At 65.3% G+C, this 25,585-nt stretch carries 27 protein-coding genes and 2 pseudogenes; 12 read left to right on the forward strand and 17 right to left on the reverse strand.

Annotated features, from left to right (window positions below):
* Positions 1–154: 154 nt before the first annotated feature.
* Positions 155–601, forward strand: a complete 447-nt coding sequence (locus J3A72_RS11855; RefSeq protein WP_041863544.1) for a transposase — start codon at positions 155–157, stop codon at positions 599–601.
* Positions 602–850: 249 nt separating this feature from the next.
* On the opposite strand, the gene J3A72_RS11860 is transcribed toward J3A72_RS11855, so the two are convergent.
* Genes J3A72_RS11860 through J3A72_RS11875 form a run of 4 tightly spaced genes read right to left on the reverse strand, consistent with a single transcriptional unit; the run spans position 851 to position 4,787 of the window.
* Complete coding sequence (locus J3A72_RS11860) at positions 851–1,234, reverse strand: DUF2894 domain-containing protein (protein WP_049407312.1); 384 nt, start codon at positions 1,232–1,234, stop codon at positions 851–853.
* Entirely contained in the window at positions 1,224–1,862 is a 639-nt protein-coding gene (locus J3A72_RS11865; protein WP_014647413.1) for an OmpA family protein, read from the reverse strand. The genes J3A72_RS11860 and J3A72_RS11865 overlap by 11 nt, the downstream gene beginning before the upstream one ends.
* Positions 1,859–4,123: a DUF802 domain-containing protein gene (locus J3A72_RS11870; RefSeq protein ID WP_075077150.1), complete on the reverse strand. Its 2,265-nt coding sequence runs from the start codon at positions 4,121–4,123 to the stop codon at positions 1,859–1,861. Before J3A72_RS11870 ends, J3A72_RS11865 begins: the two co-directional genes overlap by 4 nt.
* A gap of 10 nt (positions 4,124–4,133) precedes the next feature.
* Complete coding sequence (locus J3A72_RS11875) at positions 4,134–4,787, reverse strand: DUF3348 family protein (RefSeq protein WP_014647411.1); 654 nt, start codon at positions 4,785–4,787, stop codon at positions 4,134–4,136.
* A gap of 145 nt (positions 4,788–4,932) precedes the next feature.
* Between J3A72_RS11875 and J3A72_RS11880 the strand changes: the two genes are divergently transcribed.
* Positions 4,933–5,853, forward strand: a complete 921-nt coding sequence (locus tag J3A72_RS11880) for a M14 family metallocarboxypeptidase (protein ID WP_032962492.1) — start codon at positions 4,933–4,935, stop codon at positions 5,851–5,853.
* Here the strand turns inward: J3A72_RS11880 and J3A72_RS11885 are convergent.
* The 6 genes from J3A72_RS11885 to J3A72_RS11910 all read right to left on the reverse strand — a co-directional run bounded on the left by J3A72_RS11885 (position 5,757) and on the right by J3A72_RS11910 (position 11,114).
* Positions 5,757–7,565 (reverse strand): phosphoethanolamine--lipid A transferase, encoded by a 1,809-nt coding sequence (locus J3A72_RS11885; RefSeq protein ID WP_075075741.1) that lies wholly within the window; start codon positions 7,563–7,565, stop codon positions 5,757–5,759. The two genes, J3A72_RS11880 and J3A72_RS11885, sit on opposite strands and share 97 nt — an antisense overlap.
* Before the next feature lie 73 nt (positions 7,566–7,638).
* Complete coding sequence (locus J3A72_RS11890) at positions 7,639–8,025, reverse strand: diacylglycerol kinase (RefSeq protein ID WP_014647409.1); 387 nt, start codon at positions 8,023–8,025, stop codon at positions 7,639–7,641.
* A gap of 47 nt (positions 8,026–8,072) precedes the next feature.
* Positions 8,073–9,326 (reverse strand): HAMP domain-containing sensor histidine kinase, encoded by a 1,254-nt coding sequence (locus J3A72_RS11895; protein WP_075075742.1) that lies wholly within the window; start codon positions 9,324–9,326, stop codon positions 8,073–8,075.
* Positions 9,323–9,997 carry a response regulator transcription factor gene (locus tag J3A72_RS11900; RefSeq protein ID WP_209572022.1) on the reverse strand — a complete coding sequence of 225 codons (675 nt, stop codon included), beginning with the start codon at positions 9,995–9,997 and terminating at the stop codon, positions 9,323–9,325. The genes J3A72_RS11895 and J3A72_RS11900 overlap by 4 nt, the downstream gene beginning before the upstream one ends.
* A 104-nt stretch (positions 9,998–10,101) precedes the next feature.
* Positions 10,102–10,632: a nuclear transport factor 2 family protein gene (locus tag J3A72_RS11905; RefSeq protein ID WP_014647406.1), complete on the reverse strand. Its 531-nt coding sequence runs from the start codon at positions 10,630–10,632 to the stop codon at positions 10,102–10,104.
* Between the two features lie 35 nt (positions 10,633–10,667).
* A complete protein-coding gene (locus J3A72_RS11910; RefSeq protein ID WP_075075781.1) occupies positions 10,668–11,114 on the reverse strand; it encodes a hypothetical protein in 447 nt (148 codons plus the stop codon).
* A gap of 331 nt (positions 11,115–11,445) precedes the next feature.
* Here J3A72_RS11910 and J3A72_RS11915 point away from each other — a divergent pair, with 331 nt between their 5' ends.
* Together J3A72_RS11915 and J3A72_RS11920 are read left to right on the forward strand one after the other, a co-directional pair.
* A complete protein-coding gene (locus tag J3A72_RS11915; RefSeq protein WP_026347011.1) occupies positions 11,446–11,769 on the forward strand; it encodes a hypothetical protein in 324 nt (107 codons plus the stop codon).
* A gap of 17 nt (positions 11,770–11,786) precedes the next feature.
* Positions 11,787–12,101 (forward strand): hypothetical protein, encoded by a 315-nt coding sequence (locus J3A72_RS11920; RefSeq protein WP_049439423.1) that lies wholly within the window; start codon positions 11,787–11,789, stop codon positions 12,099–12,101.
* Positions 12,102–12,151: 50 nt separating this feature from the next.
* Here J3A72_RS11920 and J3A72_RS11925 read toward each other — a convergent pair whose 3' ends face one another.
* The 5 genes from J3A72_RS11925 to J3A72_RS11945 all read right to left on the reverse strand — a co-directional run bounded on the left by J3A72_RS11925 (position 12,152) and on the right by J3A72_RS11945 (position 17,127).
* Positions 12,152–12,499 carry an RcnB family protein gene (locus J3A72_RS11925; RefSeq protein WP_019337825.1) on the reverse strand — a complete coding sequence of 116 codons (348 nt, stop codon included), beginning with the start codon at positions 12,497–12,499 and terminating at the stop codon, positions 12,152–12,154.
* Positions 12,500–12,632: 133 nt separating this feature from the next.
* Positions 12,633–14,069, reverse strand: a complete 1,437-nt coding sequence (locus J3A72_RS11930; RefSeq protein WP_075075743.1) for an efflux transporter outer membrane subunit — start codon at positions 14,067–14,069, stop codon at positions 12,633–12,635.
* Positions 14,066–14,950, reverse strand: a complete 885-nt coding sequence (locus J3A72_RS11935; protein ID WP_014647402.1) for a biotin/lipoyl-binding protein — start codon at positions 14,948–14,950, stop codon at positions 14,066–14,068. The genes J3A72_RS11930 and J3A72_RS11935 overlap by 4 nt, the downstream gene beginning before the upstream one ends.
* 1 nt (position 14,951) lies before the next feature.
* Positions 14,952–15,161, reverse strand: a complete 210-nt coding sequence (locus tag J3A72_RS11940) for a DUF1656 domain-containing protein (protein ID WP_014647401.1) — start codon at positions 15,159–15,161, stop codon at positions 14,952–14,954.
* Positions 15,162–15,165: 4 nt separating this feature from the next.
* Positions 15,166–17,127: an FUSC family protein gene (locus tag J3A72_RS11945; protein ID WP_230374537.1), complete on the reverse strand. Its 1,962-nt coding sequence runs from the start codon at positions 17,125–17,127 to the stop codon at positions 15,166–15,168.
* Positions 17,128–17,206: 79 nt separating this feature from the next.
* Between J3A72_RS11945 and J3A72_RS11950 the strand changes: the two genes are divergently transcribed.
* Positions 17,207–18,001 carry a helix-turn-helix transcriptional regulator gene (locus tag J3A72_RS11950; RefSeq protein ID WP_075075745.1) on the forward strand — a complete coding sequence of 265 codons (795 nt, stop codon included), beginning with the start codon at positions 17,207–17,209 and terminating at the stop codon, positions 17,999–18,001.
* 35 nt (positions 18,002–18,036) lie between these two features.
* On the opposite strand, the pseudogene J3A72_RS11955 reads toward J3A72_RS11950, so the two are convergent.
* Positions 18,037–18,579 (reverse strand): annotated as a pseudogene (locus J3A72_RS11955) (alpha/beta fold hydrolase); the annotation flags it as partial.
* Position 18,580: 1 nt separating this feature from the next.
* Here J3A72_RS11955 and J3A72_RS11960 point away from each other — a divergent pair.
* The 7 genes and pseudogenes from J3A72_RS11960 to J3A72_RS11990 form a co-directional block, all read left to right on the forward strand.
* Positions 18,581–20,962: pseudogene (locus tag J3A72_RS11960) on the forward strand (RHS repeat-associated core domain-containing protein); the annotation flags it as partial.
* A gap of 402 nt (positions 20,963–21,364) precedes the next feature.
* The gene (locus tag J3A72_RS11965) at positions 21,365–21,709 is read left to right on the forward strand and encodes a hypothetical protein (protein ID WP_075075746.1); all 345 of its coding nucleotides are present in this window, start codon (positions 21,365–21,367) and stop codon (positions 21,707–21,709) included.
* Positions 21,710–21,791: 82 nt separating this feature from the next.
* Positions 21,792–22,232: a hypothetical protein gene (locus J3A72_RS11970; protein WP_126412434.1), complete on the forward strand. Its 441-nt coding sequence runs from the start codon at positions 21,792–21,794 to the stop codon at positions 22,230–22,232.
* A gap of 318 nt (positions 22,233–22,550) precedes the next feature.
* Positions 22,551–22,874: a hypothetical protein gene (locus J3A72_RS11975; RefSeq protein ID WP_075075747.1), complete on the forward strand. Its 324-nt coding sequence runs from the start codon at positions 22,551–22,553 to the stop codon at positions 22,872–22,874.
* A 474-nt stretch (positions 22,875–23,348) separates the two neighbouring features.
* Positions 23,349–23,726 carry a hypothetical protein gene (locus J3A72_RS11980; RefSeq protein ID WP_049439435.1) on the forward strand — a complete coding sequence of 126 codons (378 nt, stop codon included), beginning with the start codon at positions 23,349–23,351 and terminating at the stop codon, positions 23,724–23,726.
* 98 nt (positions 23,727–23,824) lie between these two features.
* Complete coding sequence (locus J3A72_RS11985) at positions 23,825–24,211, forward strand: hypothetical protein (protein ID WP_075075748.1); 387 nt, start codon at positions 23,825–23,827, stop codon at positions 24,209–24,211.
* Positions 24,212–24,455: 244 nt separating this feature from the next.
* Positions 24,456–24,842, forward strand: a complete 387-nt coding sequence (locus J3A72_RS11990; RefSeq protein ID WP_049420417.1) for a hypothetical protein — start codon at positions 24,456–24,458, stop codon at positions 24,840–24,842.
* A 19-nt stretch (positions 24,843–24,861) separates the two neighbouring features.
* On the opposite strand, the gene J3A72_RS11995 is transcribed toward J3A72_RS11990, so the two are convergent.
* A complete protein-coding gene (locus tag J3A72_RS11995) occupies positions 24,862–25,236 on the reverse strand; it encodes a hypothetical protein (RefSeq protein WP_049420410.1) in 375 nt (124 codons plus the stop codon).
* Between the last annotated feature and the right edge of the window lie 349 nt (positions 25,237–25,585).

The following is a 25,585-nucleotide window of genomic DNA, read 5'->3' on the forward strand; positions in this document are numbered from 1 at the left end:
GCCGGCTGTGGTCGTGCCGGCCGCTGGCCGGCAACCTACGGCCCCCGGTAGTGCCGGCCGCTGGCCGGCAACCTCATTCACCTTCAGACATCTCCCAACCCCCGTCGAGCCATGGCCCGACAGCCAACGCGCAATGATCGACCCACCATGGCGCATGAGCAGCCATCGCCTCCGCCTGGGCCGTCACTCGATCATCGGCCAGGTCTACGTTCTGACAACTACCACGCATCAGCGCCGCCGGCTCCTTGAAAGCAAAGCTGCAGCAGCATGTGTGATCGACCAGTTCGATTACATCGAGCAGCGCGGGCTCGTACGGTCACACGCATGGGTCGTCATGCCGGATCACGTCCACTGGATGTTCGAGCTGCGCGCAGCTGACCTTCCAGACATCGCACGCCGGATGAAATCGTCGAGCGCGCTTGCCCTGAATCGCCTGGCGGGCCGTCGAAGTACGGTGTGGCAGCCCGGCTACTTCGATCATGCCGTGAGGGCCGAGGAGTCGATGGCGCGGCAAGCGCTGTACATCCTGGGGAATCCGGTACGCGCCGGTCTTGCTGGGCAGATTGGCGAGTATCCGCATGCGTGGTCGGACTGGGTGTGATGCCGGCCAGCGGCCGGCACTACCAGTCAATGTTCAGCGCGGCCATTCGCTGTTCAGAGCCGCTTGAGTGCGCTTCGGCCGTGTTCGGTCCGGTCTGATGCCGGCCAGCGGCCGGCAGTACCACGGCAGAACCGAAGCGCAGCGCAAATCGTGTTCCGCGCACAGAGCACCCACGATGGTAGTGCCGACCGCTGGCCGGCAACCCCATGGACCTGCGGCCATCAATCAATTGCCGCCCAGCGGCCGGCGCTACTCCTTCGGCGTTTGGCGCGGCTTGCGCGTGCGCTTCGGCTTTGCGCTATCCGCACCGCTGGCGGCGCCATCCTGCAGTGCCTGCAGCCAGGACAAGGTGTCCACGTAGTCGATGAAGTGGCGCAGGTAGCCGGGGCTGGTGGCCTGCATCGTGTCCAGCATGCGCTGCACCAGCACCGCCGAGTTCAGCGGGCCGCCGTCAGCCGGGGCCTCTGTGCGCAGGGAGCGACGCACCTGCAGTTCGCTGCGCAGCTCCGACCACTCGCGCTGCACCTGCTGCAGCATCGGCACCTGCGGGTAATGCGGCAGCGAGCGCGACCCTGCATCAAGGTCGCGCACCAGTGCGCGCAGGCCTTCGAGCGCTGGCGGCTTACTTGGCATCCGGGGCCTTGGGCTTGGGAATCGGCGCGATCTCTACGCGACGGTTGCGTGCGCGGCCTTCCTCATCGGCATTGGAACTGACCGGCTGCTCGCTGCCGAACGCGGCGGCGAACACGGCGTCCGCCGGTACGCCATCGGCGATCAGGGTGCGGGTCACGGTCAGCGAGCGCTGCGCCGACAGCTCCCAGTTGTCGGCGAAACGCCGGTTGCCTTCGCGCACCGGCGCGTCATCGGTGAAGCCGCTGACCATCAGGATCTCTTCGCGGCTGCCCAGGTAGGCGGCCAGCGGTGCGGCCAGGCTGCGCAGCAGCTCCTGGCCTTCCGGCTGCAGCTGGTCGGAGTTCAGCGCGAACAGCACGCTGCCGCTGATGCCGATGCGGCCATCCACCAGCGTCACGCGGCCGGCCGCCAGCGGTCCGGCCAACGCTTGCTCCAGCGTCTGCAGGCGCTTGGCTTCGGCCTGGCGCTGTTTCACTTCCTGGTCCAGTCGCTGTGACAGCTCCAGCTGCACGGCGACCACACCGACCAGTATCAGCACGAACGCGCCCAGCAGCACCGACATCAGGTCGCCGAAGGCGGCCCAGATCGGGGCATGCGAACCGCCGTCGACCTCCAGCTCGTCGCTCATGCGCTGCCGGCCTTGCCGCGGCGCGCGGCCAGCTGCTGCAGTTCTTCCATCACCTGCTTCTGCGACAGCAGGCTGAGGTCGACCACCTCGCGCGCCTGGGCTACGTAGTAGGCCAGCTGCTCGTCGCTGCGGGCCAGCGAGGCATCCAGTGCGCCGCCGATCTGTTCCAGGCGGCCGGACAACTCGGTGGCGGCACTGCCGAACTGCGCGACCGCTTCGCCGAACGTGCCGGCCAGCTGGCCCACTTCGGCAGCGCTGCCGTTGAGCGCTGCGGCAATGCCATCCAGCTTGCCGGTCTCTGCGGCGATATGGTCGGTGAAGCGATTGCCAACGCGCTCCAGCAGCTCGGCCGAGCCACCGACCAGTGCGTCCACAGCGGTGCGCTGCTCGTGCGAAGCGTGATTGATCGCATCCAGCAGGGTCTGCACGGTGGCCAGCAGGCGGCCGCGCTCTTCCAGCATCGCGTTGTCACGCACCAGGCTCTCGGACAGCGTGCTGCGCAGCTCGTTGATGACGTCGGCAGCAGCCTTCGGCGCGGCCGCGGCGGTCTGCAGCAGGGTAGACACTTCAGCCAGCGTGGCGCTGGCCTGCGCGCGACCGTTCTCGCCGATCTGCTGTGCGGTGGCCGCCAGGGTGTCGCAGACCTGCTGCTGCTGCGCGGCCAGGTGTTCGCCGTTGGCCTGCAGGCGCTCGGTCAGGTCGCTGGAAACGTGCTGCAAGGCTTCGCTCCAGCGCTGCAGGCGCTGTTCGTCGCCGGCCTGCAGCTGCGCCTGCAGCGCGGCGTGGGCCTGCTGCAGCTCGGCGCTGATCGCGTCCCAGCGCGCTTGGCGCTGCTGCTCGCGGCTGTCCAGGCCAGCCTGCAGTTCGGCGTGCGCGGCCGCGGCAGCGGCCTGCGCGGCCTGCCACTGCTGGGAACGCTGCAGTTCGTGGTCCTGCAGCAGCGCCTGGCTGGTGCTGTGGTGCTGCTCCAGCGCCTGTAGCAGCGCTTGCGCGCGCGCGTCCAGATGCTCGCTGGAGGCCAGCAACGCCTGCTGCTGGCGTTCGACCAGCGCGCTGTTCAGTGCCTGCTGCTGTTCGGCGGCAGCACGCAAGGCCTCCGCATTGTCCTGTGCATCGGCCTGCAGGCGCTCGCCGATACGTGTGACCAGCGCTTCGGCATGCGTGGCCTGGCCATCGCTGAAGGCCTGCAGGTGCTGGCGCAGATCACTGACCAGCGCCTGTTGTGCCTGGGTCTGCTCGCTCACCACCCTGGCCCAGCTGGCCTCGGTGGCGACGCGGCTGCGCTCGAAACCCTCGCTCAGGCCGGCCAGCTGCTGCTGCACGGCCTGCTCGACGCGGGCATGCAGTGCTTCGCCGTGATGGGCCAGGCCAGCCAGGGTGGTTTCGGCCATCGGCTGCAGCGCACCACCGATGGCGGCGGCGCTGGCTTCGGCCCCTTCGCGCAGCGACTGCTGCAGCGAGACGGCCAGGCGTTCCTGCAGGGCCTGGCTCTGGGTCAGGAACTCGGCCTGGCCGGCCAGCAGGCGCTCATTGGCGGCCGCACTGTGCTGTTCAAAAGTGCTGGTCATCGCCTGCAGGCGGTCGACCAGCGCCGGCAGCGCCGCAGACTGTGCCTGCAGCAGGCGCAGCGATTCGGCGCGCTGCCAGGCCTGCGAGTACGGATGCAGGTCGCCGGCAATGGCGCGGTCCAGCTGCTGCACGGCCTGCAGGCGGTCACGACGCAGCAGTGCCGCCAGCAGGCCGAGCATGGCCGAGCTGGCCACACCGGCGATCGAGGTACCGAATGCCACCGCCAGGCCCTGCACCGGCGAGGCCAGCGAGCCGCGGATCGCGGCCATGTCGGTCGCACTCTGCAGCGCCAGGCCGGTGCCACGCAGCGTGTCCATCATTCCCAGCAGGGTGCCGAGCATGCCCAGCAGCACCAGCAGGCCAACCAGGTATGGGGTCAGTACCGGTGCGGGCAGGGCGGTGCGCTCGCCTTCCACGCGCAGGCGCACGGCGTTGCGCAGGCCCAGCGGCACGCGTTCCAGCCAGGCGGCGAGGCTTTCCTTCGCGCTGGACAGGTCGTTCAGCGCGCTGCGCAGGCCGTTGCTGGCCTGGCGGTAGCGATACAGCTCCACGCCACCGGCGATGTAGCAGGCCGCGATGATCGCCGCCACCGCTGCACCCAGCGGATGCACCGAAACGTAGCCAATGCCGATCCAGCACACGGCCAGCAGGCCGACAAGGAAAACAACGACATGGAAAGCAGTTCTGGACATGGTGTTCCGGTCAGTGGGAGCGCAGGGCGTCTTGCAGCCCTTCGATCGGGTGGAAGCGCAGCTGCAGCTCGGCGAGCAGCAGGGTGCGCATGTCATGGCGGAAGGCCGCGCGCCAGCCGGGCTGGCCGTGCACGCGTTCAAAACGGGCGCCGAGCACCGCCGGCGCCGTGGCCAGCAGGCTGTGCTCGCGCGGGGTAAGGGTCTGTTCCATCACCGCATCGACCTCGGCCAGCCGCGCCAGCTCGGGCGAAACCTGCACCAGCTGGTCGCGCAGTCGGCCGCGCAGGCGCCCGGTGGCGGTCTGGATGGCCTGCTGCAGCACCCGATAGCGCTGGCGCAGCGAGGCGAAGTTGGGTACAGCGGCGGCTTCGGCCAGGTCCAGCAGGCGCTCGGCTTCGGCATCCTCACTGATCGAGGCCAGCAGGCTGGCGTGCGCCTGCGCGCAGTCGGCCAGCACATCCTCGAGCGCTTCGGCGGCTTCACCGGGCTCGGGCAGACGTCCGCCGAGCGCCCCGGACAGGGCCACGGCGCGGCTCCAGTCCACCCACTGGCCGAGGCGATCGGTCAGGGCGGGACTGGTGGCCGGCATCGCGCCGTCGCTGAGACGGGCGAGCAGGCGGAGGAACTCCGGTCCACCCAGGACCGGCTGCGCTGCGTTCGCCATCAAGGGGTGAGGGGCCAAAAACCGTTGATTTTACAACCAGATGACCCGGCCTGGATGAAGGCGGGGCCGGGGGGAGGGGCCCGCGGGCGCGACAAGGCTTAGAATGTCCGGCTGCACCCATCCGTTCGACCCCTGGAGTTCCCCAATGACTGTTGCGCAGTTCTACCCGATCGGCACCCCCGGACAGCCCTGGGGCGACGCGGAACGCGCACAGTGGCGGGCCCGCCAGCAGCGCCAGCGCAGCTACCACGACGATGTGGTGGCCGCGCTTGAACGCCTGGACGACAGCTTCGATGTGATCCAGTACGGTCAGCTGGACTACGCGCCGGACCATTACCCGCTGTTCGCCGTGGTCAACCACGACTGGAACCCGGCGCTGCCGACCGCGCTGATCACCGGCGGCGTGCACGGCTATGAGACCAGTGGCGTGCATGGCGCCCTGCAGTTCCTGGAACAGCAGGCCGAGCGGTACCTGGGCCGGCTGAACCTGATCGTGGCGCCGTGCGTCAGCCCATGGGGCTACGAGCGCATCCAGCGCTGGAACCCGGATGCCATCGACCCGAACCGCAGCTTCCGTGACGGCGGCCAGATCGAGGAAGCCGCCGCGCTGATGCGCTGGGTGGCCGAGCGCAAGCCGAACCTGCTGGTGCACCTGGACCTGCACGAGACCACCGACAGCGACCTGCACGAGTTCGATCCGGCCCGCTGCGCCCGCGACGGCAAGCCGTTCGAGCGCGACACGATTCCGGACGGCTTCTACGTGATCGGCAACAGCGAGGATCCGCAGGCCGAGTTCCAGAAGGCCCTGATCGCCGCCGTCGCCCCGGTCACCCATATCGCCCCGGCCGACGCCGAGGGCAACCTGGTCGGCCTGCCGTTGCAGTCGCCGGGCGTGGTCTGGGGCGAATCGCGTTCGATTGGTGCCTGCGCCGGCTTCACCGATGCACGCTTTGCCACCACCACCGAGGTCTACCCGGACAGCCCGCGCACCAACCCGCAGGAATGCAACGACGCCCAGGTGGCGGCGGTATGCGCCGGCCTGGATTTCGCCCTGGCCGCACAGTAGCGTGCCACGTTCCGGGCGGTGACCGGCATCAGCCGGTGCCGCTTGGCCGGCGCGGTGGCGAGCGGCGCGCCGGTCGTCGCCCGGCAGCCGGCGAAGACATCCAGATCGCGCTGGTACACGCTGCTGCTGACACCGAACAGGCCCAGCAGGGAATGGAAGACATTGTCGTGGCTGTAGGCGCGGCGCAGCGCATTCCCACGCAGGCAGGCCATGTCCAGGCCCGCGTTGCGGCTGAACTCCGTTGAGAACCACATCACCATCGGCACCTGGGTCTGTTCGCGCGGGGCGATGAAGTAGGGCGTGCCGTGAAGGTACATGCCGCGTTCGCCGAGCGACTCACCATGGTCGGAGATATAGATCAGCGCAACGTCGCGGTGGTCCGAATAGCCCTGCAGCAGGTCGATGGTCTCCGCCAGCACCTGGTCGGTATGCACCAGGGTGTTGTCATAGGTGTTGACCAGTGCCTCGTTGCTGCAGTGCTGGATCTGGTTGCTGTCGCAGGTCGGGCTGAAGGCCCGCGACGCTGCGGGATACCGTTCAAAGTAGGTCGGCCCATGGCTGCCGAGTTGATGCAGCACGACCAGGGCATCGCCGTGGATGGCGTCGATGCGTGCGCCGAGCTGATGCAGCAGCACGTCGTCGTAGCAGGTGCCGTCGGCGTTGACGCACCGGCCGGCCACCTTGAGTGCGGGCATGTCCTCGGTCGGCACGCGCTCGCACACGCCCTTGCAGCCGCCATTGTTGTTGTTGCGCCAGAGCACGCCGACGCCGGTACGCTGCAGGATGTCGAGCACGTTCTCCTCGGTCGCCGCGCGGACGTCGTCGTATTGCTGGCGGGTCATCTGCGAGAACATGCACGGTACCGAAATCGCCGTTGCGGTTCCGCATGAGGAAACATCACTGAAGCGGATGACGCCATCCTTGCGCGAGAGCCGGGGATTGGTCGCGCGTGGGTAGCCGTTGAGCTGGACGTTCTGTGAACGCGCGGTCTCGCCGACGACCATGACCACCAGCTTCGGGCGCGGGCCCGGAACGCGCCGCGCGTCCGTGCCGATTGGGCGCAACGGTTGCTGGCGGGTGCTGTAGAGGCTCTTCAGGTAGCCGTGGGTATGGAGCACCACGTTCAACGGCAGTACCTGGTCGCGGATGTAGCGGTTGTTGCGCAGCAGCGAGGAGTAGTCCTTGTAGAACGCAAAGCCGATCACCAGCAGCACCACAAGCGACGCCAGGACGTTGGCCGGCCACACCAGCAGGGAACATATCGAACCGGCCCCGCTGGTGGTGCGCACCAGGGCGAGCCCGGCAGCGGGCAGCACGCCCAGCGCCAGCAGCGTGAGCAGCAGCGGCAGCGACAGATAGGCGTTCAGTTCGGCCTGATTGGTCTCGAACACGTTCTGCACCATGCTGCGATCGATCAGCACGTTGTAGTGCAGCATGAAGTAGCTGCACGCGGCGCTGACGACAACGAGCAGCACCAGCAGCGGCCTGCGCAGGAATGGCAGTGCCAGCAGTGGCGTCAGCAGCAGGTTGAACAGGCAGAACAGCAGCGGCGGCAGGCTGGCCAGGAACAGCATGCTGCGCAGGCTGTTGAGATCGATCAGCCCCCACAGCGTCTTCCAGAGGGCGAGGTTTCCAATCGTGGCGAAGAACAGTGCGGCGGCCCAGACCAGAACGATTGGATGGGACCGCGGGAAACGGAGGCATTGACGCACGAGCAGGTTCCGCGGAACAGGAGTGCGCGCAGTATCGAAACGGCCTTATCAGGAAGTTGTCAGGATTGCCGGGCTAGCCCAGCAGGATCACGCCCCACACCGCACCCACCATCAACAACGCGGTGGTCTGCGCGGCGCTGCCCATGTCCTTGGCGTTCTTGGACAGCGGATGCTTCTCCAGCGAGATGCGATCAACCACGGCTTCAATCGCCGAGTTGAGCAGTTCCACCAGCAGGCTGATGAAGCAGACCGCCAGCACCAGTGCCCGCTCGACCGTGCTGATGTCCAGCACGAACGCAGCCGCCATCAGCAGCGCGTGCAGCAGCAACAACTGGCGGAACGCCGCCTCGCCGCGAAAGGTGGCGATGAAGCCATCGCGCGAATGGATGAGGGTGTGGAAGATGCGGCTCAATCCGGTCTTGCCGTGCGGGTACTTGCCGCTGTCCTTGGGGTGCTGCATGCCGTCTCCAGAGCGGGGGAGCAGCCCGGAGCATGTGCAGCCCGATGTCAGGAATCCGTCAGATGCGGGGGGCGGGGCCAGCGCAGGGTGAACCGGCACCCCTGCCCGGAGGATTGCACGGTCATCGTCCAGCCCAGGTGCTCGACGATGCGCTGCACGATCGACAACCCCAGCCCCTCGCCGCTGTGCGCGCCACCGGCCACGAAGCGCTGGAACTGCCGTGGGTCGATGCTGGACGGCAGGCCGGGTCCGGTGTCAGCGACGATGAGTGCGGTGTCGTGGAGGGTGATCCGCACTTCGCCGCTTTCGGTGTACTGGCAGGCATTGCGCAGCAGATTCCAGATGATGCTGTGCGCCAGATCCGCGTTGGTGACCAGCACGGCGTCATGCCGGGCATCAAACGCAACGGTCACCGGCTTGCCGGAAAGCCAGGGCTGGCAGCGTTCCATGCAGGATTCGAGCAGCGGACGCAGGGCCACCGCGTTGCGCGGCACGGCGCCGGGGGCGCGCGAGAGCAGCAGCAGGCAGGTCAGCTGGCGCTGCATCTCCTGGGTGGTACGCAGGATGCGTGCCGCGCTGGGAACCAGGTGGCTGTCGGCCGGAAGCTGGCAGGCCAGCGTTTCGGCAGCACCGCCGATGATGGCCAAGGGCGTGCGCAGCTCGTGGCTGGCATCGCCGCTGAAGCACTGCTCGCGATGCAGGAACCGTTCGAGCTCGTCACTATGGCGGGCAAAGGCGCGCGCGAGCACGCCGATCTCGTCGCGTGCGTCCTGGTAGGGAAAGGGCTTGTGGCCGTCCTGCACCGCGTCGGCCAATCGTGTGATGGGCGCGATGACGTGGGTAGCGACCTTGCGGCCGATGAGGAAGGCGCCGAGCACGCAGACCGAAATGACCAGTGCCGCAAAGGCATTGATCAGGTGTTCCAGATAGCCATAGGGTGCAGCGTCCTGCAGCAGGTAGTAACGTTGGCCACGACTGTCGAACACACGCAGGTGCCACTCGTTGGGCGCCTCTTCGCCGTGGTAGCCCGGGCCGTACTGGCGCAGTACGAATGGCACGTCCTGGGCATCGAACAGCTGGGTCCCTGGTGGCAGGGCGGGGTGTTGGCCACGATCCAGCGCGGCCTGCAGCCTTTGCACTTCGCCGTGCTGGGTCCGTGCGACGACAGCAGCCCGGACCTGGTCGTAGTCGACCTGTTCGGCCAGTACGATGAAGCCCATGGCACCGGCCATCAACAGCACGAACGAGATCGTGATGCGGGTGCGCAGGCTCAGGCGGCGGTAGAGGGAGGCAGGGCTCACGCCTGCATGCGCCAGCCGACGCTGTGCACCGTGGTGATCAGCGCGGTGTCGAAGCTGCGGTCCACCTGCAGGCGCAGCTCATGGATGTGGGTTCGCAGCGCGCCGCTGTCCGGTGGCTCGTCGCCCCAGACCAGATATTCCATCTCCTGCTTGCGCACCACGGCGGGAGCTGCACGCACCAGGCACATCAGCAGCTTGTGCGACGTGGGCGTCAGCGCAATGCAGCGGCCTTGCCGCCAGGCCTGTGGCGAGCGCGTGTCCACCTGCAGGTCCTTCCACGCCAGCACGCTCTGGACCTGGCGCCCCTGTGCCCTTCGTACGAGGGCCTTGATCCGTGCATCCAGTTCCGTCAGCGAGAACGGTTTGACCAGGTAGTCATCCGCGCCCAGGGCCAAGCCCTGCACGCGGTCTTCGACCGGATCGCGTGCGGTCAGCATCACGATCGGCACCGGGTTCTGGAACTCCTGGCGCAGCTTCTGGCACAGCGTCATGCCGTCCAGGCGCGGCAGCATCAGGTCCAGCAGGATGGCGTCGTAGTCGTGCTGCGTGGCCCGGCGCAGGCCACTGGCGCCGTCGCGCGCGTCGTCCAGCACGTAGCCGAGCGGTTCAAAGAAGGCATACAGGTTGGCAACCAGCTCGGGGTTGTCTTCGATGATCAGCAGGCGGGTCATGGCATGCGTCCTTGCGCGTGGCCGAACTCTGCCCGATCGATGGCCGAATGCCAATGCCCTTGCTGAATGGATCGCGGCCTGGCTTCGGCCCGGTCAAGCGACGTTCAATCGCCCGGGCTGCGTGAATCGCGGATCGAGTAGATCACCGAGAAGATCTTCCAGCCCTGCTCCGTGCGGACCAGCTGCCACATTTCCTTGCCCCAGTTGGTCTTCACCCCATCGTCGTGGAAGCTGTAGTCAAACGAGACCGAGGCCACATCGCCGTCCGTTTCGATCTTCGTGTTGGAGAACTTCTCCTCCTTCGGCTTCGGCGAGGCGACCGCCCCGTCGATCAGCGCGATGAAGTTGTTGGCGGGAATCTGCCGTGCCTTGATCGCATCGGGCTTGGCCTTGCGGATGTCCTGCAGGCGCACATCCTCGGAAACGAACTGCCAGCCGATGTCTTCCGGTTTATCAGAGAAGAACAGGCCCATGTAGGTCGGCTTGTCCTTGTTGATCAGCGAGGTGCGGAACGCTTCGACCACCTGTTCGATCGCCTTGACGTCGGCGGGGGCATTCTGCGTGGCGTAGGCCGGCAGCCACGCCGGGAGCAACAGGGCGAGGGCGACGAAGCGTGCACGTGCGTTGGGCATCATGGGGTCCTGGGGAGGAATAGGGTGGCGCGGGCGCATCACCGCGCGTAGGTTCGCCAGAAGAGCACGTGGTCTTCGGTCCTGTTGATGGCGACGAAGACTGATTTTCCGGATTCGTGCGCGCAGCGAAAGACGCGATACGACGACTTGAGCGTCCCGTCGCCCGGCCACCAGTATCGATCGAACGCAACAGGATCGCTGTGACTGAATGTCGTTGCCTGGCAATCCGCAGGCAGCCGCAGTGGTATCGCAGGAGGCTTGGTGAAGGCCAGCGCGCTGGTGTTCGAGTCGAGGTCGTGCACCTCGCGCAGGTCGGTCGCCTCGTGGGGCACCCAGCCGGGAATCCATCCCTTGTTCACCATGTCGGAGTCAAGCGCCTCGCGCAGAGTGTCGAACGAACTGTCCATAACCAGGCCGCAGGCGCACAGCACACTGCAGAGCGTCACGACGATGGCGCGCCGGATCATTGCTCCAGGGCTGATCATCGTTGTCGTCCCCGCCGGGAAGCAGCCTGACCAGATCTTCCGGCGCCAGGCGCTTGAGCCGCTCTCGCAGTTCCAGTCCGTAGGGCCGGTCATTGGATTCGGCATGGCGCTGCCCTTGGGCCCGCACCGAACAGACCGAGCTCCTGCGTGATCCTGCACTTCCGGCGCTTGTCTGCCATCGACGGGTGTCCCTGCGTTCGTCCTGAAACATCGGTCGGCGCACGCTAGCACGGTTGCCGGGAGCCGCAACAGGTCCGCTTGTCGTTGGGGTTTGACGTCGAAGAGAGTCTGCGCGGATGATGCGCGGGCGTGCGCAGGAGGGGATCTGTCAATGAGGACACTGATGTGGGGGCTGGTCGGGCTGTTCGTGGCGTACGTGGCCGGTTGCTCGGCGATCTCGGCGTGGCATTCCCACGCGCTTGCCTCGGTCTCGGTCGGGGCGAGCAGGGCCGAGGTACTGCGGGCGCTGGGGCACCCTGACGTGGTGGAGCACGCCGGTGCTCCCTTTACCCGCTATGCCAGCCGTGGATGCAGTGGTCGCTGTGCGCAGCGATGGTGGTATGAGAACCGGCTGCGCCTGGATACCCAAGCCTGGTCGGTAGAGCTGGATGCTTCCGATCGCGTGCTCGCAACGTCGCGCTGGACATCACCGTAGAAGACCGCGACGAGCGCATGCGTATCCATCGACCTTTCATCTTCATCGCAAGCCTGGCCCTGATGGCGTGGTGCGGGCTGATGGGCGTACTGGTGCTCATCCATGGCTTCAACGAGCACGGCCTGCGCTGCGGCAGGCTGTGCTCACTGGAGACCTCCATCCGCCTGCTCTTTGGTGATCGGGGATTCGAAATACTGGTGGCGATGGGGCTATTTGCCACAGCGCTGATGTGCGGGTATATCGCGCTGCGGGAGGGCCTGCATGGCGGGCCGCGGAGGCGGGCGGGGCGCCGTGGGCGCAGACACCGCCGACCGGGGCGGCCCCGGTCGTAAGGTGTCTGCACCGATGTAAATCGCTGCGTGTGGGGACGCTGCAGGTCGCTTCAGCGATGCAGGGCGTCGATGATCAGCCCGGTGGCGATCTCCACCAGCAGGTACTCGTTGTCGGACTGGCGCACCCAACGCCGGTCGCGGCCCGGTTCGCGCAGGTCATAGCGCGCGTAATCGTCTACCCAGTAGCGGCGGTCCACTTCGGCCCACGGCAGGCGCTCGCCACGTCGCCAGGCCTTCTTCTGCCAGCCCGGCGGCGGCGCATCGCGGTTATGCGGGCCGCCCGCATGCGGCGGCGGGCCGTTGCCGCGGGCGTGGTGCGGCGGATCGGCAAAGGCGGGCGCTACGGCGAGTGCTGCGGCCGAGCCCACGGCAATGGCAAGAAGACGTATGGATGTCATCGGGATGCCTCCGTCATGGCCGCGATATGCGGCGCTGTGAGCGCGAATATAGGGCAGGCTGTGTGAATGAATACGGGTGTGGACAGGGCTTTCATGAACAGATCGGGGAGCGGCTGCGGCTGCGAAGACGACGTCAGCGGGCCGCACCAACGGCGATGGCCCCTGCAGCCCAACCGCCCCCCAGTGACAGGAACACATCCATCTGACGGTCGACCCGCTCCGCGCGCGAGGCGGCCAGCGCTGACTCCGCATCTGCCAGCGCGGCCTGGGCCGAAAGCACATCGAGGAAATCGATCCTGCCGTAACGGTACAGTTGCTGTGCCTGCCCGGCGGCCCGCTCTGCATCCCCACGCGCCTGCGCCAGGCTGCGCTCGCGTTCAAGCTCCTGCGTGCAGGCAGAAAGCGCGGTCTCGGTCTGGCGCAGGGCCTGCAGCACCACGCCGTCGAAAGAAGCAAGAGTGGCCTCTGCATTGGCGCCGGCCGCCGCGATGCGGGCCTTGGCCACGCGGCGGTTGGGCCAGTGCCATGAGAGCAGTGGCCCGACGCTCACCCCGAAACCGTCGGCCGAAAGCAGCTGACGCCGCGTGCCCGCTGTACCCAGAGAACCGCCCAAGGTGACCCGCGGATAAAGGTCTGCGGTCTCTACGCCGATCATCGCCGTGGCTGCGGCAAGGCTGCGCTCGGCGGCACGTATGTCAGGGCGTCGTTGGAGCAGCTGCCAACCATCACCGACCGACAGCGCCTGCTCCAGCTCCGGGGGCTGGGGGCAGGCTTCGGCCTCCCTGGGATAGTCTGCCGGGACCCTGCCCATCAGTGCGGCCAGCTCGAACAGTGCGGCCTGGCGTTCCGCCAGCAGGTGCGGTACCGCCGCCGCGCTGCGATTGATGGCGGCACCGGCACGGCTGACATCGAAGTCCGTTCCGCGCCCGCCTGCAGCCAGGCGTCGGGTTGCGTCCAGGGTGGCGCGCTGCACCGCCAGCACCTGCCGGGTTGCAGCGAGCGTGTGATTTCGGGTGCACACCTGGAGATAGGCACGGGTGACGGCCGCAGCGACGACCACGCGGACCTGGTCCCGCGCCGCAGCGACGGCCGCCGCGTCCGCGTTGGCGGCTTCGATGCCGCGGCGGATGCCGCCTGCAAGATCCAGTGGATAGGAGAGGTGAAGGCCGAGCGCATACGACTGTGGCGCGGCCGATGCCTGGGTGTAGCCACCGGCATGGGTGAGCGTGCCCGATGCATCCACGTCGGCTTGCGCGGCACCGCGCGCGCGGTACTCCAGCACGGTGGCGCTGGCGCGCCGAAGGTTGGCATCGGCGGCGCGCAGGTCGGTATTGGCCGCTAGTGCTTCGCGTACGTAGGCGTCAAGCTGGGGGTCGCCATACAGGTGCCACCACCGATCCGGTGGCACGTCGTGACTGAGCGACGGGTCCTGGCCCGAGACGAACGCCCGCGCAGCCCGTTGTGAAGCTGCGACGGCGTTCGCAGGCAGGTGATAGTCGGGGCCGGATACGCAGGCCGTCAGGGGCAGCAACAGGGCAAGCAGCCCACCACGTACTGTCCGCACGCTCACTTGCAGGCTCCCGGTGCCGAGGGCGTGATGGTCACACTCGCAGTGCGACCCACGATCAGGCGCGTATCCGGCGGCGCATCATCGATACGGATGCGTACCGGGATGCGCTGTGCCAGCCTCACCCAGGTATAGGTCGGCGCTACGGCAGGCAGCAGGTTGTGCGTGCTGGAGCGCTGATCGTCGGCAATGCCGGCGGCGATGGTCTCCACGTGTCCGCGGACATCGCGGGTGTCGCCCATCAGCCGCGCCACGGCGGCATCGCCCTCGGTGATGCAGCCCAGTTTGGTTTCCTCGAAGTAGCCCTCGATACGCAGGCTGCCGGTGTCGATCAGCGCCAGCGCCTGCGCGCCCGGTTGCAGGTAATCGCCCGCATGCAGGTCCAGGTTGGTGACGATGCCGTCGGTGCTCGCGCGCACCTCGGTGCGTTGCACGTTGAGCTGGGCAACGCGCTGTTCGGCCCGTGCCTGCGCCAGGGCGGCCAGCTCGGTGTCGACCTTGGCCGCATTGCGTTCGCGTGTCTCCGAGGCGACCAGGTTGCCCAGTGCGTTGTCCCGCGTCGATTCGCGGCGGGCCAGCGCCAGCGTCGCGCGTGCGCTGCTGACCGCTGCGTCGGCCTTCTCAAGCGCGGCAGCCAGGCGTGGCTGATCCAGCACCAGCAGCAGTTGTCCGGCGCTGACCCGCTGGTTGTCGTGCACCAGCACCTGGGTGACCAGCCCCCCCATGTCCGACGCAACGCGCACCACATCGGCGCGGACCCGTCCATCCCGCGTCCACGGGCGTGTTTCGTAACGCTTCCAGATGGACAGCGCGGCGACGACAGCAATCGCGAATACAACCAGCGTAGCGCTCCAGCGCCCGATGACAGCAAGCAGGTGTTTCATTTCATTTCTCGAGCAGGGGCGAGAGCCGGATCATCAGCTCCGCCAGGATCACGAACAGGGACAGGCCCACCAGTGGTCGCGCGGCGAACAAGCGGTACAGACCGAGACTGGCGAGCAGGCGCGAGGTCAGCATCGACAGCGCCAGCGCGGCGGCGGCCACGGCGAGCAGGCCGGGGATCAGCACGCCATCAATGGAGAGATCAGAAAACATGAGGTCAGTGCCGAAGGGTGAGAGCAGGCGCCAGCAGGTCGCGGCGCAATCCGCAGAGCAGGTGCGACAGATGCTCACGATCATCCCCGCTGCTGGGCACTGCTGCCTCGTGCATGCGGTCCAGCAGTTCCAGAAGATGGATGTCGACACTGCGTGCCGAGTGGGCGCGTACCCTGAAATGTGCAGCGATGCGTTCGATCAGCGCCGCATGAAGCGCCCGGACCTGCGGGTTGTCCTGGCACTTGTCCAGTGCGCGGAGTTGGTTGGATGCACGTACCGCGCGCACGTCCGCAAACAATGCCCGCAGGTCGTCTGCGGCACTGGAACCGCCCCGCAACCGGGGAGCGAGCTGCCCGATTCGATCCAGCGTGCGGCTGAGCCAGGCCCGGGCCACGCCGCCTTGACCGGCGGCGTGTCGTGCGATGTCCCGACGGATCGAACGCTCCAGCCGTGCGCGGTTGCGGCCCGCATCGGCGGTCTGGAACAGCTGCATGCTGCACAGTGCCACTGTCGTACCCACGAACAACGCTACGCTGTTGTTGAGTGCGCCGACGATGTTGACCGTATTGGTCGCGCCCAGTCCCGCGATGAGCGGAAACGTCAGCACCACGCCCAGGGCAGCCATGATGAAGGGAGGCCGGGCCAGGAACGATCCGCACAGCAGCAGCGCAGGCGCCAGCGCGGCAATCAGGCCGACGACATCGGACAGCGCGGGGAAGATCAGCAGACCGTAGAGCAGGCCGACGCCAACGCCGATCAACGATCCCACCAGATAGCGCATGACATGCGGCGCAGGCGCTTCGATCGTGCCGAACAGCACGCACGCCGTGCCGATGATGGACACCGCCGTGGCGCCGTCCGACCAGCCGGTAACGATCCACAACACGCAGCTCAGCAGGATGCCGACGAACGCGCCCAGCGCGCTGCGCAGGGCAAGCCGATGATCCCGGTGAAGTACCGCACCCTGCGCATGTCGCGCAAGGCGGGCAGGTACATGCCGGCGCCAGTCGGGCCGGGCAGTGTGCAGCTCCGCCTGCAGTACGCGGCAATCGGCGTGGGCAAGGTCGATCTCGGCCTGTTGCGCGACCAGGCTGGCCTGCAGCAGATCGCGCCAGTCTGTTGCATCCATCGCGCTGGCCTGTGGTGATCGCAGCCGGGCGATGGAATCTTCCACCGCGCTGGACAGCATCAGTACGTCCAGCATCCGGTCATGCAGGGCACGCAGGATCTGCACCTGGGCCACGCCGTGGGCGCTGTCGAAGGGCAGGTGGATCGACAGCACATGCAGCTCGAGCAGGTCGGCCGCCACTTTCGAGCGGTCCGTCGCCAGCACCGTGTCCGATGCGCCGGCGCGCATGTCCCGTGTCCATCGTTCCGCGTCATCCAGCACGGCAGCGACCCGTGCGTGCACGCGCATCGAGACCCGGCGCGGCAGCACCAGCGCGTGTACCAGCGTTGCGGCCAGGATGCCGATGGCGATTTCCTGCACCCGCGTGATGGCAATGGTGAACACGTCTCCCGGCACCATCACCGCAGGAAAGCCGATCAGGCTGGTGGTATAGCCGGCCAGCAGGAACGCATAGGCACGTGGCGTGCGGTCGAGCATCGCCAGATACAGGCACAGCGCCATCCAGGTCGCGAGCGCGGCGCTCAGCACAAGGGGTGCATTGGCGAAACGTGGCACCAGCACGACGGTGGCGACGGCTCCGCCCACGGTACCGAGCAGGCGGAACAGGCCGCGGCTGAGTGTCGCCCCGGACAGAGGCTGCGATACCAGATAGACCGTGCCGATCACCCAGAACGGGCGATTCAGGCCGATCCTTAGAGAGACATACAGCCCCAGCGACGCGGCGAGCAGGCATTTGAGCGAGAACAGCACCGCCTCCTGATCGGTCCTGAGGGCAGGGCTTTTCAACCGGGCGAATGCCTGGAACACGTGGGGACGGGCAGGGGTGGGGGAGTGCATGCGGCTCATGCTAGTGATCGGCCGCACTGGCGAATTTCGCTACAATGACAACCAATCGCTAAAACCGGTCAATGTGAGAATGGCTCGCATTTCGCTCCCCGGCTTTGACCTGGACCCTGACGAGACCGATCGCCCGGCGGTTGCCAGCCGCCTGCAGGTGGCCGAGCACGAAGCGGAAATTCCGGTGCATGAGCACCGCAAGGGCCAGCTCATTCTTGCGCTGCATGGGGCGGTGACCTGCGAAGTCGCCAATGCGTTGTGGATCGTGCCGCCCCAGTGTGGCGTCTGGATTCCGGGCGGCATGCCGCACAGCAACCGCGCCACCGCCAACGCGCGCCTGTGCTACCTGTTCGTCGAGCCCGGCATCGTCGACCTGCCGGCGCAGTGCGTGACGCTGGCGATCTCGCCGATGCTGCGCGAGATGATCCTGCACCTGGCCGACGCGCCGCTGGACTACCCGCATGGCAGCCACACCGACCGGCTGGCGCGGGTGTTGCTGGACGAACTGGTGCAGATGCCGGCCGAGCATCTGTCGCTGCCGGTCAGCCATCACCCGAAGGTGCGGGCGTTGGCGGCGGCGCTGTCGGCGGATCCGGCAGATCGCAGCACCATCAGCCAGTGGGCCGTGCGCCTGGCCCTGGGCGAGCGGACGTTGACCCGGCTCATCGAACGCGAAACGGGACTGTCCTTCGGGCGCTGGCGGCAGCAACTGCACCTGCTCATCGCCATTCGGGAACTCGCCGCCGGTGCACCGGTACAACGCGTTTCCGAGACGCTGGGCTATGAGTCGGTGACGGCCTTCATCACGATGTTCAAGAAAGCGCTTGGCCTTTCCCCGGCGCGGTACTTTGCGGTGCGCCTGCGTGGGCAGTAGCGGGGAACAACGGGCGAAGCCGTTGCCTGGAACGCCTACTTCGAGGTGCCGGAGACCGATTGAATCGCGGCCACCACCGCAGCAGGATCCTCGCGCTGGAGGGCGTGGCCGGTTGCCAGGTAGCGGTGCGAGCCGCGCGTGAATCCCGAAAAGAGCAGGGCGTGCTGTGCTTTCCAGAGTGCCTTGCCCTCTGCGGTTTCCTCAAAGAACAGCGGTTCGGCAGCCAGCTGGGTTGCAGTCAGCAGCGCTACCGGCACGTCCGGCATCGTGCGCGGGGTTTCCGCACCGGGTGCATCCAGCTGTTCGGTCAGCACGGCGTAGTCGGCGGCCATGGCCGGCGGCAGCATCGCCCGCAGCTGGGCATCATCTGCCTGCACGCGGGCACTGTCGGCCTGCTTGAACGCATGGCGCTGCCCCATCGTGGCCGGGTCCACCAGCACCAGGCCCTGCAGGCGCTCCGGTTGGCGGCGTGCAAACTCCGTGGCCAGCAGGCCGCCATAGGAATGACCCACCAGCACCACGTTGCGACCGGGGGCGAGCGTATCGATCACGGCCGTGAGGTCGGCCAGATGCGCATCGCCGACCGGCCAGGTGCAACAGATCACCGAGCCCGACGGCAGCAGCGTTTCCTATGTCTACGATGCGGCGCTGCGCTTGACCGATATCGAGGACAACGCGGGCAACACGATTTACTACATGCTGGACAACGCCGGCAATCGCCTCAAGGAAGACACGCTCGATGCAGGCGGCACGCTACGTCGCACCTTGGCGCGGACGTTCAACACGCTCGGCCAGCTGACCGCACTGAAGGACGCAGGCAATCACGCTACCGGCTTTGCCTACGATGCCAACGGCAACCCGCAGACCGTGACCGACGCCCTGCAGCGCGTGACCAGCCAGCAGTACGATCCGCTCAACCGACTGGCGCAGACCCTGCAGGATGTCGGCGGCGTGGCGGCGGAGATCCGCAGCCAGTACAACGCGCTGGACCAGGTCACCCAGGTCACCGACCCGAAGGGCCTGCATACCACCTATGCCTACAACGGTTTCGGTGATATGACCGGGCAAGTCAGCCCGGACAGTGGCGCCAGCAGCTTCACCGTGGACGCCGCCGGCAATCGCAAGACGGCTACCGATGCGCGTGGCGTCACCGCCACCTATCACTACGATGCACTCAACCGCCTGATCGGTATCGCCTACCCGGACCCCAATCTGGACGTGGGCTACAGCTATGACGTGGCGCCTGCTGCGTGTACCGCCGACGAGCGTTTTGCCAAGGGGCGCCTGGGGCAGGTGCTGCACGCCAATGGCAGCACCCAGTACTGCCATGACCGTTTCGGCCAGGTCACCCGCAAGGTGCAGACCGTCAATGGTGTGGCCACCACCCTGCGCTATGCCTACAGCAAGTCGGGTCGCTTGACCGCGCTGACCTACCCCGACGGCAGCGTGGCCGACTACGTGCGCGATACCCAGGGCCGCATCACTCAGATCGGCCTCACCCGCCCCGGCCAAGCGCGCCAGATCGTGGTGAACAACGTGACCTACGCGGCCTTCGGCCCGGCGACGGGCTGGACCTATGGCAATGGCCGCCAGCTGCAGCGTCCGCTGGACTTGGACTATCGCCCGCAAGCGGTGCATGACCCGGCCGCGGGCGGCCTGTCACTGGGCTACGGCTATGACCCGGTCGGTTCAATTACCGAGCTGAAGAACGGCGCAGGCTCGTCGGTGCTGGCCAAGTACGCCTACGACGCGCTGGGTCGCCTGACCCAGACCCAGGACGGTACGACCGGCACGCCGATCGAAACCTATGCCTATGACGCCACCGGCAATCGCACCGCGCTGACCACGTCGGCAGGCACCGCCAGCTACACCTATCCCGCAACCAGCCACTGGCTGACCGCAGTGGATGGCGAGGCGCGCACCCATGACGCGGTGGGCAATACCACCAGCATCGGCAGCAAGACGTTCACCTACAACGACGCCAACCGCATGAACGCGGTGAAGCAGGGCAATGCGGTGCTGGAAAGCTACGGTTACAACCATCGCGGCGAGCGCGTTCTGCGTACCCCGGCCGGTGGCGCAGCACAGATCACCTTGTACGACGAGGCAGGGCAGTGGCTGGGCAACTACTTGGCCACGGGCCAGGCGCAGCAGCAGGCCATCTGGCTGGACAATTACCCGGTGGCGCTGATCAATGTGCCGAGTACCGGCGTGCCGGAACTTGCCTACGTCCAACCAGATCATCTGGGCACGCCGCGCGTGGTGATCGATCCGTTGCGGAATGTTGCAATCTGGGAGTGGAGCAACAAGAGCGAGGTGTTCGGCAACCAGATTCCGAGTGCTGATCCGGATGGCGATGGTGTGGCGTTCGATCTGGCGCTGCGATTCCCGGGCCAGCAGGCGACGGATGCGAGTGGATTGTTCTACAACTATCAGCGGGAATACGACCCTGCAGTGGGGCGGTATTCGCAGAGTGATCGCATTGGACTCAGGGGCGGGATCAGCACATACGGATGCGTTGGCGGAAATTCACTTAGCTTAATAGACCCGTTGGGGTTAAGGAACGTGCACAAGACAGCCGTCGCAATTGGGAATGCGATCAATGCTGGGCGCTTACTTGCTTCGGGTACGCTGAGGATCGCTGGAGGACTTGGCATGGAGGGGGCAGTAGTGACTGCCGCACCGGGCTCCGCAAGTATTGGGCTGGGCGTCTGGAACATCACTAGTGGCCAGAAGGCGTGGGCTCGCGCCGAGCAGCAGTGGGCGGAGGCAGCCTGTGAAGACAGTAGCAACTATTCGAGGGGCGACGTCCTGAAGACATACTCGGGTTTGTTGCCTTGGGGAACTGAGTCAGATGACCCCGGTGAGCCTTTTTGGATTGATATTATGGAGAAGCACGTTAAGGAGGCTGTCCATAAGCCAAGGGAATTCTTGCAGGAAGTAGGAACCATAGGACTATGAAAACTGGATTGCTGCTCCGCTATGTTGCTTTGATGATCCTGGTCCTCCTAGGCTGGTGGTTTTATAGGCACATAAGCCCCGCGCTAATGACGTTGGTTGCGCTAGTCATCATGGGCGGAAGCACCGTATGGGTCATTATGGCTCTCACAAGAAAGCCAAGTGAAGCGGCCCGAATAGCCAAATCTTGGTGGCGCTTGATCTGGGATGGCTTCTGGGGACTGTGAGCTAATGTTACGTCCGCTAATTAAAGTTCTCCAGCAGGCCGATTGGGACCTCTGCCTACCGATACTGGCAATCGCACCACACTGACCATCTTGGCAGGAAGCGAGAGCCACACCCATCCGGCAACCAACCATCACGGGCCAGGCGCAACAGCAGGCCATCTGGCTGGACAACTACCCGGTGGCGCTGATCAATGTGCCGAGTACCGGCGTGCCGGAACTGGCCTACGTCCAGCCGGATCACCTAGGTACGCCGCGCGTGGTGATCGACCCGGTACGGAACGTCTCGATCTGGGAGTGGAGCAACAAGAGCGAGGTGTTCGGCAACCAGATTCCGAGTGCCGACCCGGATGGCGATGGTGTGGCGTTTGAGCTGGCGCTGCGCTTCCCGGGCCAGCAGGCCACGGATGCGAGCGGGTTGTTTTACAACTATAGTGGTTCGATCAAAACATCAAGGGCGACTCCGCCGCTGACTTCGCTGCGGATCAGCTGGAAAACCGCCTCGGACGATCATCTGGACAAATGAGCCGTACGCGGAGTTGCTCGCAGATGTGCGGGAGCTATCGACCCGGTGGAAACTTCCCTTGCTGATGACTCGGATGCCTCAGATGTACGCTTCCAAGCTGCTCCAAATCGTGACGCTGTCAATCGCACTTTCTGGTTGCATGGAAGTTGCCAGCACCGAGTATGCAGACCGCAATCAAGTCGTCTCAAGGCAAGCAATCGGTGAATCCAAATGGTTGCCTTCATGGTTGCCAGAGGATGCAGTCAATATACGCGAGTCGCACGACATTGACACAAATGAATCTTGGCTGGTTTTCCGCCTGACCAGCGGGGTTCTTACTTTGCCCGAAGAATGTAGGCTGGTGAGCAGGCCGGAGCTGTCCGGCGCGCGAGTCATGCGGAGATTTCCACAGTCTGCTCGCAGCGCGTGGTCACGAGCATCAAGCTATGGCGGCAAGTTCTATCTGTGTCCGGAGGGAAATGCTGGCCGCTGGGTCATGCGCGATGAAGAGCTGGGCCTTGTTTACAGCGGAATAAAGTTATAGGTGGCTGGGCGGTCTCACCTAGTAAGCGAAATGCGTGAGTGGCACGTGGCGATCTCCTTTCCCGGTGCCTGATTCGGCACTTTCCGGCCGAGCGTCGTGTGGGTTCGGGTATGTGTCAAATCGACCTTGCCACTTGTCCGTGTTCACGAATGGGAGGGCCGTGTAAGAAGATCGGATGGTCCGGCAAGCTTCAAGCACCCAGGCGTTCGGCAGGAAGATTGCTGGGCCGCGGTGACGACTGTGCGGGAGGACCTATGGGATATCGGCTCCATGGTCTATTGTGGCTGCAGCGCAGGCGGTGGATAGAGGCGAAGGGAAATGAAAGACAAACTGAGAGAAAGAGAGGCGCTGTCGCCAACTGGCTTCTATGACCAATACTATGCGGAGAGTGGTCTGGATCAGGAAACCGTAGTGGAGCTGCTGGAGCATGTTGCAGACGAGCTTCGTTTGCCCTCCGGGAGGCTCCGTCCTGGAGATCGATTTTCGAAGGAACTGTCGCCTGGTGAAGCTCATGGCTGGGACTCGGGGTATGGGGTGTTGATATTCGAGCTTCAATCGCTCGCAAAAAAGCGTGGTATTGAAGTCGATCGGCGGGTGGATTCGCTCGACGACTACATTCGTATCATGGCGGGTATCTATTGATGAGATTGATGCATCCCTGAATGGCTATCGGCGTAGACGTCGCAGTGCGTACTGAGAATTCGGGGATGCCGAAGGTGAGGTATGCCGCCGCTGTCGTTGCCGGTCTGGTTCTGGCCGGCTGTGCAACATTGGGTGGCGATATGATCGTGCGCGTCTCGGGAAGCGTGCCGCCAGGTCAGGGTGACGTTCGCGCTCTAGATTGTGAGCTGAGTATGCTCGGGGAGGACGAAGGTGTAGTTTCGTCGAAACCGGTTGGAAGCACATTCTCGGTCCCCATGATGGTCGTTGCAGGGCCGGAACCCAGAAGCTACCAATTCGCCGTCGAATGCAGGGATGGTCGAAGGTTCGCATCCAAAGAAGTACAGATCAGTAGTCGGCGGTCATATGCCCGGGATCTCAATCTTGGGGAGCTTCAGGAGCGGTGACCGGCGATCGTCCTCGCGCATCCCAGAGCTCTGATGGGGAATCTAGTCCATGAGATTCATTTACGTGTTGCTCTTCATCCTTCTCACAGGTGCGGCGCTGTTTTCATTTCGCAAACTCCAACGAGGTGAGCTGGGCGAGAAGCCGGTTTATGCCGCTTTGCAAAGCGCCGAGCTGGAGTACAGACGCCAGCCGGTTGGCGACCTGATCTATGAAGAAGGGGGCGGGCATCTGCTCGCCGGGTTCTCTGTAGACGCGCAAGCGAGGGTTTGGGTTGCGTTGGACACAACGAGGGACAATGGGGATCTGTTTGTCGTCCCTATGCACGGGGAACAGAGAATCTCTTGTCAACTCGTCGATCAACTGGTGTCGGCCAATGTTGGATCAGCACAGGCTAGGCACGCGTTGAAGTCGTCTTGCGTGAAGTAGGGCGTTGCGAGGCTGAAGAAATTCCCCGTACACGCCGCAGCAATGATGGCGGCGGTGATTCGGTCGTTCTGTTGTATGGGTTTGGGGAATTCCAGTAGATGAAGGATTTCAACGCGCTCGGATGGTGTGACGCCACGTTGCTGGCTATCAACATCGATAGAAGGAATCCAGGCGTATGCGATGAGGTAAAGGTCCACGTGCGCTGGCCGGACGGTCGGGAGTCAATCGTTTGCTTCCCGGAAGCGTACGGGTGCTCTGCGCTCATGAACTTCGGCGTACTGGGTGACGAGGGAATTGAGTTCGCCAGAGTTGACGATGACGCGCCGGGACTCGCTGATCTTCTTGATCGTTGGAAGGCGGTCGGCTATCCGCTGTCCGGCCTGAAGTGTTTTCGTATCGAGACCACCTCGACCGGTAGCGTCATTCTGATCTACGCCAGGACATGGCGGATCGAGCATCTGCCGATGGCGGGTGCAGTGCTCTGAAGGACATTCCGTGCCCAGATTCCTCACCCCCGACAAGGTCTCCCTCATCCGGGGGAAGGCGCCTGAGAAGACCGAGCGGAGATATCCTTGGGGTCAAGATTTTTGGCCCTGCGGCGACGTTGGCCGCCACACTCTGCAAATTGGGACCTTGATGATGGTGAGGATCCTGACAGCACTACTTCTGATTGGAGTCGGACTTGGATTCTCTGGCGGCGCATGGGCTGTAGGAAAGCGGCCCTTCAAGATGATCCAGTTCTGCGTGCATGACCAAGAGGGCGTGAATCGGTTCAAGCAGACCCTCAGCTCTATCGCCAAGGACGAAGGAATGCAGTTCTTCGATGGCAGCGCTGAATTGGATCGCCAGCTTGCCAGGGCAAAGGTGGACGTGAAACGCCCTGTCGTCTACATCGGAGTGAAGCGGGAAGATGGCTCGGGACTGGAGGCGGGGAACCTCGGATTGGATCGCTTCGAGATAGCTATTGGCTTCTCTCAAGGGAAGATGCCCGCCGAGGCATGGTCATTCTCTTTCCGCGTCGAACGCGCTTTGGCAGATCGCTGGAATGTACACGCGGTTCCCCCGAACAAGGGGGCTGCGCCGACCGCGTGTCGGGCGGGAGGCGATCCTCGCTGAAGTCCGTTGCACATGGCATTCACCCTTCGGGCTGCAACCGCCCTACCGCCTGGGCGCACAACGACTGGCAGGCCATGACCAACCCCTCCATCACGCGGTCGCCCACGTACTGCCCGGGTTCGCCGTTCTGCCGGGTGCGTTCGGCTGCCAGCAGCATTTCCAGCACCACCCGCAACCCAGTCAACGCGCAATCGGCGTCGGCCAGGGCCAGGCAGCGGCCGGGCAGCTGGTGACGCTCCGGCCAGGGTTGTCCGTCGGCCGCCGCACCGGAGCCGATGCGGTGGAGATTGGCAATGAAGGTGTTCCTGTCCACTGTTGGCGCAGCCGGAGGCGAACCGTCGTCGCCGGCGGTGCTGCGGTAGGCGTGCAGATGCGGGAGGTCCGATTCGTTCATGGCAAGGCTCCGTGCAGGGCAATCGGTAGCCGCCACCCGAAAGGTGGCGGGCGGTACGTGGTTCGAATCCGGGTTGGCCTCAAGCCGGCGGGCGCGAACGCCCCCAACGCACCGCCCGCCATAGCCGGCAGACGGATTGCCAGCCGGCGCCACGCATGGTGACGCCGGCTGGCAAGCGCACTTACTCAAGGCCAACACGGGATTCGAAGCCCGGCCACCCTTTTGCGGTGGCACGCCATCTGAGCCCCTGGCGCTGTGCAATGCCAATCAGAAGAGTTGCAAACATCACTCGATTGGAGACGCTTTTGACATTGTCCTACGCTGTTAAGCCCCGCCAGTGCTGGCTGGC

Origin of the sequence: Stenotrophomonas sp. PvP093 (assembly GCF_017876915.1) — a bacterium.
Classification (GTDB): domain Bacteria; phylum Pseudomonadota; class Gammaproteobacteria; order Xanthomonadales; family Xanthomonadaceae; genus Stenotrophomonas; species Stenotrophomonas muris.

Excerpts from the sequence above, each read along its gene's own strand:
- J3A72_RS11855 (WP_041863544.1), top strand. The coding sequence starts at position 155 with ATGAGCAGCCATCGCCTCCGCCTGGGCCGTCACTCGATCATCGGCCAG.
- J3A72_RS11860 (WP_049407312.1), bottom strand. The coding sequence starts at position 1,234 with ATGCCAAGTAAGCCGCCAGCGCTCGAAGGCCTGCGCGCACTGGTGCGC.
- J3A72_RS11865 (WP_014647413.1), bottom strand. The coding sequence starts at position 1,862 with ATGAGCGACGAGCTGGAGGTCGACGGCGGTTCGCATGCCCCGATCTGG.
- J3A72_RS11870 (WP_075077150.1), bottom strand. The coding sequence starts at position 4,123 with ATGTCCAGAACTGCTTTCCATGTCGTTGTTTTCCTTGTCGGCCTGCTG.
- J3A72_RS11875 (WP_014647411.1), bottom strand. The coding sequence starts at position 4,787 with ATGGCGAACGCAGCGCAGCCGGTCCTGGGTGGACCGGAGTTCCTCCGC.
- J3A72_RS11880 (WP_032962492.1), top strand. The coding sequence starts at position 4,933 with ATGACTGTTGCGCAGTTCTACCCGATCGGCACCCCCGGACAGCCCTGG.
- J3A72_RS11890 (WP_014647409.1), bottom strand. The coding sequence starts at position 8,025 with ATGCAGCACCCCAAGGACAGCGGCAAGTACCCGCACGGCAAGACCGGA.
- J3A72_RS11900 (WP_209572022.1), bottom strand. The coding sequence starts at position 9,997 with ATGACCCGCCTGCTGATCATCGAAGACAACCCCGAGCTGGTTGCCAAC.
- J3A72_RS11905 (WP_014647406.1), bottom strand. The coding sequence starts at position 10,632 with ATGATGCCCAACGCACGTGCACGCTTCGTCGCCCTCGCCCTGTTGCTC.
- J3A72_RS11910 (WP_075075781.1), bottom strand. The coding sequence starts at position 11,114 with ATGATCAGCCCTGGAGCAATGATCCGGCGCGCCATCGTCGTGACGCTC.
- J3A72_RS11915 (WP_026347011.1), top strand. The coding sequence starts at position 11,446 with ATGAGGACACTGATGTGGGGGCTGGTCGGGCTGTTCGTGGCGTACGTG.
- J3A72_RS11920 (WP_049439423.1), top strand. The coding sequence starts at position 11,787 with ATGCGTATCCATCGACCTTTCATCTTCATCGCAAGCCTGGCCCTGATG.
- J3A72_RS11925 (WP_019337825.1), bottom strand. The coding sequence starts at position 12,499 with ATGACATCCATACGTCTTCTTGCCATTGCCGTGGGCTCGGCCGCAGCA.
- J3A72_RS11935 (WP_014647402.1), bottom strand. The coding sequence starts at position 14,950 with ATGAAACACCTGCTTGCTGTCATCGGGCGCTGGAGCGCTACGCTGGTT.
- J3A72_RS11940 (WP_014647401.1), bottom strand. The coding sequence starts at position 15,161 with ATGTTTTCTGATCTCTCCATTGATGGCGTGCTGATCCCCGGCCTGCTC.
- J3A72_RS11945 (WP_230374537.1), bottom strand. The coding sequence starts at position 17,127 with ATGCACTCCCCCACCCCTGCCCGTCCCCACGTGTTCCAGGCATTCGCC.
- J3A72_RS11950 (WP_075075745.1), top strand. The coding sequence starts at position 17,207 with ATGGCTCGCATTTCGCTCCCCGGCTTTGACCTGGACCCTGACGAGACC.
- J3A72_RS11970 (WP_126412434.1), top strand. The coding sequence starts at position 21,792 with ATGTACGCTTCCAAGCTGCTCCAAATCGTGACGCTGTCAATCGCACTT.
- J3A72_RS11975 (WP_075075747.1), top strand. The coding sequence starts at position 22,551 with ATGAAAGACAAACTGAGAGAAAGAGAGGCGCTGTCGCCAACTGGCTTC.
- J3A72_RS11980 (WP_049439435.1), top strand. The coding sequence starts at position 23,349 with ATGAGATTCATTTACGTGTTGCTCTTCATCCTTCTCACAGGTGCGGCG.
- J3A72_RS11985 (WP_075075748.1), top strand. The coding sequence starts at position 23,825 with ATGAAGGATTTCAACGCGCTCGGATGGTGTGACGCCACGTTGCTGGCT.
- J3A72_RS11990 (WP_049420417.1), top strand. The coding sequence starts at position 24,456 with ATGATCCAGTTCTGCGTGCATGACCAAGAGGGCGTGAATCGGTTCAAG.
- J3A72_RS11995 (WP_049420410.1), bottom strand. The coding sequence starts at position 25,236 with ATGAACGAATCGGACCTCCCGCATCTGCACGCCTACCGCAGCACCGCC.